At 67.4% G+C, this 10,463-nt stretch carries 15 protein-coding genes and 1 riboswitch; of the genes, 8 read left to right on the top strand and 7 right to left on the bottom strand.

Annotation, left to right across the window (positions count from 1 at the left end; genetic code table 11):
* Nucleotides 1-172 precede the first annotated feature (172 nt).
* Nucleotides 173-535 (top strand): VOC family protein, encoded by a 363-nt coding sequence (locus tag ACJH6J_RS24620; protein WP_244872645.1) that lies wholly within the window; start codon nt 173-175, stop codon nt 533-535.
* Between the two features lie 8 nt (nt 536-543).
* On the opposite strand, the gene ACJH6J_RS24615 is transcribed toward ACJH6J_RS24620, so the two are convergent.
* The 3 genes from ACJH6J_RS24615 to ACJH6J_RS24605 are packed head-to-tail and all read right to left on the bottom strand — an operon-like array spanning nt 544 to nt 1,979.
* Nucleotides 544-930, bottom strand: coding sequence for a hypothetical protein (locus ACJH6J_RS24615; protein WP_212812694.1), 387 nt, complete (start codon nt 928-930; stop codon nt 544-546).
* 25 nt (nt 931-955) lie between these two features.
* Nucleotides 956-1,279, bottom strand: a complete 324-nt coding sequence (locus tag ACJH6J_RS24610) for a branched-chain amino acid transporter permease (RefSeq protein WP_212812696.1) — start codon at nt 1,277-1,279, stop codon at nt 956-958.
* Complete coding sequence (locus tag ACJH6J_RS24605; RefSeq protein WP_212812698.1) at nt 1,272-1,979, bottom strand: AzlC family ABC transporter permease; 708 nt, start codon at nt 1,977-1,979, stop codon at nt 1,272-1,274. The genes ACJH6J_RS24610 and ACJH6J_RS24605 overlap by 8 nt, the downstream gene beginning before the upstream one ends.
* Before the next feature lie 80 nt (nt 1,980-2,059).
* On the opposite strand from ACJH6J_RS24605, the gene ACJH6J_RS24600 reads away from it, so the two are divergent.
* The gene (locus ACJH6J_RS24600) at nt 2,060-2,506 is read left to right on the top strand and encodes an Lrp/AsnC family transcriptional regulator (protein WP_082981656.1); all 447 of its coding nucleotides are present in this window, start codon (nt 2,060-2,062) and stop codon (nt 2,504-2,506) included.
* Between the two features lie 152 nt (nt 2,507-2,658).
* Here the strand turns inward: ACJH6J_RS24600 and ACJH6J_RS24595 are convergent, their stop codons facing one another.
* Entirely contained in the window at nt 2,659-2,973 is a 315-nt protein-coding gene (locus ACJH6J_RS24595) for a multidrug efflux SMR transporter (RefSeq protein WP_064980249.1), read from the bottom strand.
* A gap of 9 nt (nt 2,974-2,982) precedes the next feature.
* Nucleotides 2,983-3,048, bottom strand: a riboswitch (guanidine-III (ykkC-III) riboswitch).
* 154 nt (nt 3,049-3,202) lie between these two features.
* Between ACJH6J_RS24595 and ACJH6J_RS24590 the strand changes: the two genes are divergently transcribed.
* Complete coding sequence (locus ACJH6J_RS24590; protein WP_212812700.1) at nt 3,203-4,174, top strand: nitronate monooxygenase family protein; 972 nt, start codon at nt 3,203-3,205, stop codon at nt 4,172-4,174.
* A 59-nt stretch (nt 4,175-4,233) separates the two neighbouring features.
* The gene (gene arr / locus ACJH6J_RS24585) at nt 4,234-4,644 is read left to right on the top strand and encodes an NAD(+)--rifampin ADP-ribosyltransferase (RefSeq protein WP_212812702.1); all 411 of its coding nucleotides are present in this window, start codon (nt 4,234-4,236) and stop codon (nt 4,642-4,644) included.
* Between the two features lie 34 nt (nt 4,645-4,678).
* Here arr and ACJH6J_RS24580 read toward each other — a convergent pair whose 3' ends face one another.
* Nucleotides 4,679-5,020: a DUF1801 domain-containing protein gene (locus ACJH6J_RS24580; RefSeq protein ID WP_212812704.1), complete on the bottom strand. Its 342-nt coding sequence runs from the start codon at nt 5,018-5,020 to the stop codon at nt 4,679-4,681.
* A 36-nt stretch (nt 5,021-5,056) separates the two neighbouring features.
* The gene (ychF, locus tag ACJH6J_RS24575; protein WP_406804664.1) at nt 5,057-6,130 is read right to left on the bottom strand and encodes a redox-regulated ATPase YchF; all 1,074 of its coding nucleotides are present in this window, start codon (nt 6,128-6,130) and stop codon (nt 5,057-5,059) included.
* Nucleotides 6,131-6,213: 83 nt separating this feature from the next.
* Here ychF and ACJH6J_RS24570 point away from each other — a divergent pair, with 83 nt between their 5' ends.
* Entirely contained in the window at nt 6,214-7,332 is a 1,119-nt protein-coding gene (locus ACJH6J_RS24570; RefSeq protein ID WP_406804663.1) for a DUF6542 domain-containing protein, read from the top strand.
* Between the two features lie 20 nt (nt 7,333-7,352).
* Here ACJH6J_RS24570 and ACJH6J_RS24565 read toward each other — a convergent pair whose 3' ends face one another.
* Complete coding sequence (locus tag ACJH6J_RS24565) at nt 7,353-8,363, bottom strand: 4-hydroxy-3-methylbut-2-enyl diphosphate reductase (RefSeq protein ID WP_020099236.1); 1,011 nt, start codon at nt 8,361-8,363, stop codon at nt 7,353-7,355.
* A gap of 53 nt (nt 8,364-8,416) precedes the next feature.
* Between ACJH6J_RS24565 and ACJH6J_RS24560 the strand changes: the two genes are divergently transcribed.
* The 3 genes from ACJH6J_RS24560 to ACJH6J_RS24550 are packed head-to-tail and all read left to right on the top strand — an operon-like array spanning nt 8,417 to nt 10,449.
* Nucleotides 8,417-9,001 carry a lipid droplet-associated protein gene (locus tag ACJH6J_RS24560; protein ID WP_406804662.1) on the top strand — a complete coding sequence of 195 codons (585 nt, stop codon included), beginning with the start codon at nt 8,417-8,419 and terminating at the stop codon, nt 8,999-9,001.
* A 4-nt stretch (nt 9,002-9,005) separates the two neighbouring features.
* Nucleotides 9,006-10,250 (top strand): exodeoxyribonuclease VII large subunit, encoded by a 1,245-nt coding sequence (gene xseA, locus ACJH6J_RS24555; protein ID WP_406804661.1) that lies wholly within the window; start codon nt 9,006-9,008, stop codon nt 10,248-10,250.
* The gene (locus ACJH6J_RS24550; RefSeq protein WP_406802804.1) at nt 10,237-10,449 is read left to right on the top strand and encodes an exodeoxyribonuclease VII small subunit; all 213 of its coding nucleotides are present in this window, start codon (nt 10,237-10,239) and stop codon (nt 10,447-10,449) included. Before xseA ends, ACJH6J_RS24550 begins: the two co-directional genes overlap by 14 nt.
* The last annotated feature ends 14 nt before the right edge of the window (nt 10,450-10,463 follow it).

Below are 10,463 nucleotides of genomic sequence, written 5' to 3'. Positions count from 1 at the left end.
GCCGCTACCTACCGCCAATGGTTAAACACCCAGCTCAACCACGCCGCTTGACTATTAACAGAAATAGGAGCATCAAGCTCGCCTCGTCGAGCGCTTCCCGCGGTCGCCCGCCAGGCGCATGATTGATCAACAGAGGGAGGGACGTGCCGCGGTGCCGAACCAATGGTCGGGTGTGACGATCGACTGTGTCGACCCGGTCCGCATGTCGACGTTCTGGGGGCAGCTTCTCGGCATCGAGCCTTCCTACGAGCACGGCGACGACCCGGGTTGGGCGACTCTCGGTTCCCGGGAAGGTCCGATGCCGCGGCTCACTTTTCAGCGGGTACCGGAGGCCAAGGCGACGAAGGTACGCATCCATCTGGACGTCGAAGTCGCGGATATCGATGAGGGTCGCCGGCATGTCGAGGATCTCGGTGGAAGCTGGTCAGGTACTCGGCACAACTACGACGAGGGCATCGTCCTCGTCATGTTCGACCCCGAAGGTCACGAGTTCTGCTTGGTCCAGTACTTCGAAACACCAAGCGCTACAACCTGAATCGTCCGCTAGGGCCCGTGCGCGTCATGCAGATCAGATCGCTCGTCGAGCCGCCGGCGGGTCTCTGCCACCGCACGCCTGATTTCCGCGTCGTCGCGGCGAACTTCGGCGTTCTGGCGTTCGGCCCGTTCGCTGATGCGCTGCTGGCGTTCACGCTCGCGCTGTTCGGTGGCGCCTTCGCGGATGTCCGCGCGCCGCTCCCGCTCGTCCGCCACCTCATCCCGCTCGTCGGCGATGCGGTCCCGCTGGTCGGCGATGCGGTCGCGTTCATCGGCGACCCATTCGCGTCTGGACTGTTCGGCTTCCCGCAGGGCCATCGCGTTCTCGCGGCGGGACAAATCGGCGGAGCGCCGATCCAAGTCGCCCGCAGCACCGGTCCGTCCGTCACCGACCACGGCTCAACTCTAACCCCGCGCAGTCTTAGAGCGTGTTCACGAGCAGCACATAGGCGAGGGTTCCGGCGCCGACGCTGAGCAGTGTCCGCCTGCCACCGAGCAGGTGTGCCGCGACGGTGATGGCCACGCCGATCGCCGCATACGCCAGGTGTTTTTCGTCGCCGGAGACCGAACGGAAGGTGCTGGCAGCGAGAATCATGACGATGCCGACCGGCATCCAGGTGGCCATCGTGTTGACGAAGCGGGACTTGCGCAGCGGCTGCAGGATCGCGAACGGCACGGCGCGCAGGGCCAGATTGATGACGAAGACGGTGGCCAGTACGGCCGCGAGGTACTTCAGGTCAAGCATCGACGGCCGCCTGCCGCCGCACCAGCAGATAGCGCGCCACGAGCGTGGCAATGAACAGCAGGAGCCCGACGAACAATGCCGCATGCGGGGCGACCACCACCGCTATCGAGAAGCTGAGAGCGGCAAGCAGGAGCGACGGCACACCGTCGCGAGAGCGGCAGGCATCGAGCGTCAACGTGACGAACAGTGCGCACAAAGCGAATTCGAGCCCTTCGATGCGCGCCGGCAACATCGAACCGAGCAGGACGCCCGTCAGACCGCCGCCCACCCAGTAGCACTGGAATGCGGCCTGCATCGTGACCAGTCGCCATGACGTCCAGCCGCGCGGGTTGGCGGCGGTCACGGCGTACGCCTCGTCCACGAGGGTGTAGACGGAATAGGCCCGGGCGAACCGGTTCCGCACGACGTGCAGCGGGAAGGTGAACGCGTAGAAGATGTGGCGGAAGTTCACCAGGAACGCCGTCAGCGCGATGGTCGCCAGCGGAGTGACCGCGACGATCATGCCGATCAGCAGCAGCTCCAACGACCCGGCAAAGCAGGCGATGGACAGCGCCGGGGCGACCCACCAGGGCAGGCCTGCCTGGATGACCAGCAGGCCGAAGGCGACGCCGATCGGGTACATGCCGAGGCCCGCGGCCAGGGAGGCCCGCACGCCTGCGGCGACCTCCGCTTTCCGAGAAGTCACCACCGCAGCGTCCATGACAACAATGATCCCAGGTCAGCAGTGGAATTTGGTTGCCACTTACTGCGCTCCGCGGCTGCGGTGAGCAATAATTGGTCATGGATAGTCTCGACACAGCAATAATCGACGTCCTGCGTGAAGACGGCCGGATCGCGAACGTCGCGCTCGCCGAAAGAGTCGGGCTCACGCCGGGGCCGTGCCTGCGGCGGGTGCAGCGGCTCGAGGCCGACGGCGTCATCGTCGGCTACCAGGCCCTGATCTCACCCGCCGCCGCGAACCAGAGTTTCGAGGTGCTGCTCGACGTCGAGATCACCGACTTCGACATGAAGAGCATCGAGACCTTCGAGGCCACGATGGCCGAGTACCCGCAGGTGCTCGAACTCCATCGACTCTTCGGTTCGCCGGACTATCTCGTCCGCGTCGCCGTCGCGGACCTGCCCGCGTACGAGCAGTTCCTGACGAGCAAGGTCCTCGCGATCCCGGGCATCCACCGTGTCTCGTCACGGTTCCCGATGAAGACGATCAAGTCGCTGCGGCCGCTGTGAACCGTCGAGCGGCCCGGTCGGCGTGTCGGCTCTCCCTGCGGCACTTGCGATCTGAAGCTGTCAGCATCGGCTGACAATGTCCGGTTTTTTGACAATGTCGCCATGTGCGACAGCTTCAGATCGACGAAGTCGTGGAGACTCCAACGCCGTTCTCAGTGCACGAGCTTGAGCCCGACCACGCCGCCGATGATCAGCGTCAAGAACACCACCTTGAGAACCGACGTCGGCTCATCCCCGGTGGCCATCGCATAGACCACGGTGAGGACCGCGCCGATACCGACCCAGACGGCGTACGCGGTGCCGACCGGCAGGTCACGCATGGCGTAGGCCAGCCCGCCCATGCTGGCGATGAGCGCGACCGCGAACACGATGCTGGGCGAGAGCTTGCTGAACCCCTCGGACTTGCCCATCGCGGTGGCCCACACCGCTTCGAGGACGCCGGACAGGACCAGAACGAGCCACGACATGATGTTTCTCCCGGGCCGTCTTGTCGCACACCGGGTACGGCACCCATCGTCCGGAAGCCTGCGTTAAGGCTCTGTTACCAAGTTCTCACAGGGTCAGGCAGGTGGCAATGTCAGATCAGTCACCACCGGCGTGCCATTACGTCGAACGTGGGGGTTGATGAGGGGTTCTCGGCGTTTTTCCGCGTAAAGCCCCACGCTCGACGGCACCTCGGATGCCGATAATCGGTAGATGATCACCACGCGCCTGACTGATCGCCTCGGGATTCAGCATCCGATCGTCTCGGCGCCCATGGCATTGGCCGCGGGCGGTGTACTGGCCGCAGCGGTCAGTCGGGCCGGCGGGCTCGGGCTCATCGGCGGCGGCTACGGCGACTCCGACTGGCTCCGTGCACAATTCGCGGCCGCCGGCTCGGAGCGGGTCGGCGTCGGCTTCATCACCTGGTCGGCGCAGCGCTCGCCCAGCGTGGTGGCCGAAGCGCTCGAATTCCGTCCGGCCGCGGTGATGTTGTCGTTCGGCGATCCAGCGGCCTTCGCCGAGCAGGTCAAAGACGCTGGCGCACTGCTCATTTGCCAATGTCAGAACCTTGATCACGTTAACCGTGCGATCAGCGTCGGGGCGGACGTCGTCGTCGCGCAGGGCGCCGAGGCGGGTGGCCACGGTTCCTCGCGCGGGACGCTGAGCCTCGTCCCGGAGGTCGCCGACGTCCTCGCTGCCCGCTCACCCGACACCCTGCTACTGGCGGCCGGTGGGATCGCCGACGGCCGGGCGCTGGCCGCCGCGCTCATGTTGGGCGCCGACGGCGTGTTGATCGGTACCCGGCTGTGGGCCGCCGACGAAGCGCTGGTGCATCCGCGTCACCATCAAGCGATCGTCGAGTCCGACGGGGACAGCACAATTCGATCGACGGTGGGCGACGTCGTCCGCGGTATCGACTGGCCGGCGGAGTTCACAATGCGCATGCGGCGCAACGCATTTACCGACCGATGGCACGGCGACGAGAAGACATTGGCGGCGAACGTCGACGTCGAGGGTCCGCGCTACCGCGCCGCCTTCGCCGACGGCGATCCCGACAACGCCGGGGTGGTTTTCGGCGAAGCCGCCGGGCTCATCCATTCGATCGAGCCCGCCGCCGTGATCGTCGAGCGGATCGTCGACGAGGCGGCGCGGCTGTTGCGGGCCGGTGCCGGCTACGCCGGGTAGCCGGACCCGCGTCCCGGCACGCACAAGCGCGACGGCAATCGAGTTTGTAACCTGTCGAGATGGCAGCGCCTTTGGACGACGGGCCCTTCTTTCACGGTACGAAGGCGGATCTGCAAGTGGGAGAACTTCTTACGGCCGGTTTCCGATCCAACTACCGGCCCGAGATCGTGATGAACCACATCTACTTCACCGCCTTGCGCGACGGTGCCGGACTCGCCGCGGAACTCGCCGCCGGCGACGGCGAGCCGCGCGTCTATGAGGTGGAGCCGACCGGCGAATTCGAGAACGATCCCAACGTCACCGACAAGAAGTTCCCGGGCAACCCCACGCGGTCGTACCGCAGCACGGCCCCGCTCCGGATCGTCGGCGAGGTCACGGACTGGACGCGGCTGACGCCCGAGGCGCTCCAGATGTGGCGTGACCGACTCGCCGCCGTTCACGCCGACGACCGCGGCGAGATCATCAACTGAGTGATCGGCCCCTGGGACCGATCGTCCCGGTGCGCTAACCGCGGTTGGCGCGCACTGCCTCGTGAATCAGCGCCTTGAACGCGTCGGCATCCAGTTCGTCGCCTTCGTGCAGATCGATGGCGCGCCGGGTTCCCGCATCGAGACTGGCGTTGAACAGCTTCGCCGGGTCCTTCAGGGACGCACCCTTGGCGAAGGTCAGCTTGACCTTGTCCTTGTACGTCTCCACCGTGCAGATCAGGCCGTCCAGTGAAAACGTCGGCACGCCATCAGGATTGGACGGCTTGCGCCACTTGGACTCCTCGACGACATCAGGTTCGGCCTGTTTGATCAATGACCGAAGCTCGTCGACCCGATCGGTGCGCCAATCGCCACTCACAGCCGCCAATGTACTAGCCGATCCGGCTGCCGAGGCCTAGACGTTGAAGCGGAACTCCACGACATCCCCGTCAACCATGACGTAGTCCTTGCCTTCCATCCGGACCTTGCCGGCGGCTTTGGCGGCAGCCATGGAGCCGGCTTCGACCAGGTCGTCGAAGGCGACGATCTCGGCCTTGATGAAGCCCTTCTCGAAGTCGGTGTGGATGACGCCGGCCGCCTTGGGCGCGGTGTCGCCCTGGTGGATGGTCCACGCCCGCGACTCCTTGGGGCCCGCGGTCAGGTAGGTCTGCAGCTTCAGCGTCCGAAAACCGGCGCGCGCCAACGCATCCAGGCCACGCTCGGTCTGGCCGATCGACTCGAGCAGCTCGGCGGCGGACTCGTCGTCGAGCTCCAGCAGCTCGGCCTCGATCTTGGCGTCCAGGAACACGGCCTCGGCCGGCGCGACCATCGCGGTCAGCTCGGCCTTGCGGGCCTCGTCGGTCAGCACCGACTCGTCGGCGTTGAAGACGTACAGGAACGGCTTGACGGTCATCAGGTTGAGCTCACGCAGGGCAGACCAGTCCTTGCCGGTGGAGAACAGCGTCTTGCCTTCATCAAAGGCCGCCTGGGCCGCCGCCACAGCCTCGACGATCGGCTTGCGGTCCTTGTTGGTGCGGGCTTCCTTCTCCAGCCGCGGCAGCGCCTTCTCGAGCGTCTGCATGTCGGCGAGGATCAGCTCGGTCTCGATGACCTCGATGTCGGACTTGGGGTCGACGCGGCCGTCGACGTGCACGACGTCGTCGTCGGCGAAGGCGCGCACCACCTGACAGATGGCGTCGGCCTCGCGGATGTTGGCCAGGAACTTGTTACCCAGGCCCGCGCCCTCGGACGCGCCTTTGACGATGCCGGCGATGTCGACGAACGTCACGGGCGCCGGGACGGTCTTCTCGGAGCCGAAGATCTCGGCGAGCTTGTCGAGCCGCGGGTCGGGCAACGGGACGACACCCTCGTTGGGTTCGATCGTTGCGAACGGATAATTAGCCGCGAGCACGTCATTACGTGTCAACGCGTTGAACAACGTCGACTTCCCGACGTTCGGCAGACCGACGATTCCCAGGTTCAGACCCACGAGTTCATTAGTTTAAGAGACGCCACACCGTCCCAACGCCCGCCTGCAGGCACAGCGGCCCAGATTGCCGGTACGGTCTAGGAGTGTCAGCAGAGCATCATGGGCCCGAAGCCGCCCTCGATCGCCGCTCGGCGCTGCCCAGCATCCCGGGAATCCCCTGGTGGGGAGCCATTGTGCTGGCGGTCACAGCCACCGCGATCGGCTTCGCCTACGACGCCGGCACCGGTGACAAAGAACTCAGCGCATTCTTCACTTTCTGCTACGTGGCCGGCTGTGTACTCGCTGTGCTCGGCGTGCGGCGGTCCGGGATTTTCACCGCGGTCATCCAGCCGCCGCTGATCCTCTTCGTTGCCGTGCCGGGCGCGTACTTCATGTTCCACAGCGACAAGATCGCCGGCATCAAGGACCTGCTGATCAATTGCGGGTATCCGCTGATCGAGCGTTTTCCGACGATGTTCTTCACCGCGGCGACGGTTCTCGTCCTCGGCCTGATCCGCTGGTTCGTCCTACCGCAGTTCCTGACCTACACGGAGGACGACGCGGAGGAGGCGGTCGCCGAGCCCAAGCCGCCGCGCCGCAGCCGCCGTCAGGCCGACGACGAAGACGTCGCACCCGCCGGTCTCGCCGCGACGCTGTCGGCCAAGCTCACCAAGCTGACCACCGGCCAGACGCCCCGCAGCTCCCGCACCCGCGCCACCCCGTCGCGCCGGTCGGCGGCGGAGTCGTCGCGCCGCAGCAGCGCCGATCCGCAGCGCGCGCCGCGGCCATCGCGGGCCCGGGCGCAGGCCGGCGACACCGAGCTGATCGAACCGGTGCCCGGACAGATGCGTCGGCCCCGGCCGGCTCGTCCCCGTCCGGCCGCCACCGACTCGTATGCGGTGCCCGACGAGCCCCGGCGCCGTCCGCGGCCGGCCGGCGAGCCGCGCCGCGCCGCGCAGGAGCGCTATGACTACCGGGAGCCGCGGGAGCGCGACCGCTACGAGCGGCCGCAGCGCCCGGCCGAGCCGCGTCGCCGCCGCTATGCCGACGATCCGTACGAGCCCGGCGACCGCTATCAGTCCCCGGCCCGTCCGTCGCGCAACGCACCGCCCAGCGGCGCGCATCACCCCGTCTCACGGGTGCGGTACCGCGGAGCGGATGACGACGCAGCAGAACAGCGCGCAGAGCGCCGGCCGCGTCAGTCCCACAACAACTGGGACTGACGCCGGCTGCGTTCGACGATCTAGTGCCGGGCCGGACGAATCTCGCGCGGCAGCGCGAACACCAGCGTCTCGTTGGCGGTGGTGACCGGCTGGACGGTGTCGTAGCCGAATTCCGCGAGGCGCTCGAGCACGCCGCGCACCAGGATTTCCGGCACCGACGCGCCTGAGGTGACGCCGACGGTCGTGACGCCGTCGAGCCAGGCCGGGTCGATGTCCTCGGCGTAGTCGACCAGCTTGGCGGCGTTGGAGCCGGCGTTCAGCGCCACCTCGACCAGACGAACCGAGTTCGACGAGTTCCGTGAGCCGACGACGATCACCAGCTCACACTCCGGCGCCATCGCCTTGACCGCGACCTGGCGGTTCTGGGTGGCGTAGCAGATGTCGTCGCTGGGCGGGTCCTGCAGCGTCGGGAACTTCTCCCGCAGCCGCCGGACGGTCTCCATGGTCTCGTCGACCGACAGTGTGGTCTGCGACAGCCAGATGACCTTGTTCGGGTCGCGGACCGTCACCTTGTCGACGGCGTCCGGGTTGTCGACGACCTGCACATGCTCAGGCGCCTCGCCTGCGGTGCCGACGACCTCTTCGTGGCCCTCGTGGCCGACCAGCAGGATGTCGTAGTCGTCGCGGGCGAAGCGCTTGGCCTCGTTGTGCACCTTGGTGACCAGCGGACAGGTGGCGTCGATGGTCCGCAGATTGCGCGCCGCAGCCTCCTCGTGCACCGTTGGCGCGACGCCGTGGGCCGAGAACACCACGATGGCGCCCTCGGGCACCTCGTCGGTCTGCTCGACGAACACCGCGCCGGCCTTGGCCAGCGTGTCCACGACGTAGCGGTTGTGCACGATCTCGTGACGCACGTACACAGGGGCGCCGTGCTTCTCCAGCGCGCGCTCCACGGTCTCGACGGCGCGGTCCACGCCGGCGCAGTAGCCACGCGGCTCGGCGAGCAGCACGCGCTTGCCGGTCTTGCTCATAGCTTCTCCGGCGACCGAAACGGTGGCGCCGGGAATGCCCATATTGATGGTCGGTGGCATAGCACAAGGGTACTGATCACCGCAGGGCCACAGCCAGCCGTACTCTGGCAAGCATGTCTACTGCGCCCTACGGAGTCCGGCTGCTGGTCGGCGCGGCGGCGACCGCGCTCGAGGAGACCATTCGGCTCCCCCACACCATCCTGACCTACCCGATGACGCTGGCCAGTCAGCTCGCCCAGCTGGTCATGAAAATGCAGCAGGACCTGGCCGAACTGGTCAACAAGGGCGACGAGACCCTGGAGCAGTGGTTCCCGCCGAAGGACGAGCAGCCGGAATGGGCCACGTTCGACGAAGATCTGCTGGAGCCGGCTGACGCTGATCCGGTGGGCGCGGCAGCGGAGCAGCCCGACGGCGCCCGGCTGACCGAGGGCCGGTTCGCGCTGTACAGCACCGGGGCCGCCGAGGCCCCGAAGCCGACGACTAACGGTGCGGCGGCCAACGGCGCGAGTGTCGTGACCCCGGCGATCGTCGAGGACCTGGACTACGCCGAGCTGACCCTGGCCCAGCTGCGGGCCCGGCTCCCGCAGCTCAAGGTGGACGACCTCGAGGCGCTGCTGACCTACGAGAACAACACGAAGTCCCGCGCGCCGTTCCAGACGCTGCTGGCCAACAGGATCACCCGCGCGACCGCGAAGTGATGCGGTGACGTCGGCTGCCGCAGCGGCCGGGAACGAGAACTCGGCCGAGAACCCGTGGCCGGTCCGGGCGGTATCCACCCGGGTGGCCAAGTACATCGACCGGCTCGGCACCATCTGGATCGAGGGTCAGCTCACGGAGCTGAAGTTGCGACAGTCGACGGCCTGGATGGTGCTGCGCGACCCGGCCGCGGACATGTCGCTGTCGGTCAGCTGCCCGCGCGCCCTCGTCGACGACGCCCCGGTCGCCCTGTCGGAGGGCACTCAGGTGATCATGCTGGGCAAGCCGCAGTTCTACACCCGCAACGGCTCATTCTCGTTGCGCATCAGCCAGATTCGCGCCGTCGGCATCGGTGAGCTGCTGGCCCGCATCGACCGGCTGCGCCGCCTGCTGGATGCCGAAGGCCTGTTCGACCCCCGACTCAAGCGCCCGATTCCTTTCCTGCCCAACACCATTGGCCTCATCACCGGCCGTGCCTCGGCGGCCGAGCACGACGTCGTCACCGTCGCCCAAAGTCGTTGGCCCGCAGTCCACTTCGATATCCGCAATACGGCGGTGCAGGGCACCAACGCGGTACCGCAGATCGTCGAGGCCCTGCGCGCCCTGGACGCCGCGCCGCACGTCGACGTCATCGTGATCGCACGCGGCGGCGGCAGCGTCGAGGATCTGCTGCCGTTCTCCGACGAGACGCTGTGCCGCGAGATCGCGGCCTGCACCACGCCGGTGGTGAGCGCCGTCGGGCACGAGCCGGACAACCCGCTGTGCGACCTGGTCGCCGACCTGCGGGCGGCCACGCCGACCGACGCGGCCAAACGCGTCGTCCCCGATGCCGCCGCCGAACAGGCGCTGGTGACCGACCTGCGGCGGCGCAGTGCGCAGGCCCTGCGCAACTGGGTGCACCGCGAGGAGCGCTTCATCGGTCAGCTGCGCGGCCGCCCGGTGCTGGCGCAGCCGCTGCAGGCGCTGGACGCCCACGCCGCGGAGATCACCCGGGCGGTGGCGGCCGCGCGCCGCGACATCCGGCGGCTCATCGCCACCGAAACCGACCACGTCGGGCATCTGTCGGCCCGGCTGGCCACGCTCGGGCCGGCCGCGACCCTGGCCCGTGGATACGCCGTGGTGCAGAACCTGTCCGCCGGCGGTGCGGTCCTGCGGTCGGCGCAGGATGCGCCGGCGGGAACCAGACTCCGAATCCGGGTGGCCGACGGCGCCGTCACGACCGTGAGCGAAGGAATATATGACGAACATTAGTCAGCTCGGCTACGAAGCTGCCCGCGACGAACTGATCGAGGTCGTCCGCCAACTGGAAGCGGGCGGACTCGATCTCGACACCTCGCTCCAGCTCTGGGAAAGGGGCGAACAACTGGCAAAACGGTGCGAAGAGCACCTGGCCGGCGCCCGCAAGAAAGTCGAAGACGCACTCGCCTCGGGCGCCGACGACGAAAATTGATCAGTGCGGTAATT

It is taken from the genome of Mycobacterium sp. SMC-18, from assembly GCF_045310895.1.
In the GTDB taxonomy this organism is placed as follows: Bacteria; Actinomycetota; Actinomycetes; order Mycobacteriales; family Mycobacteriaceae; genus Mycobacterium.
This window is presented reverse-complemented; position numbering and strand designations above follow the sequence as displayed.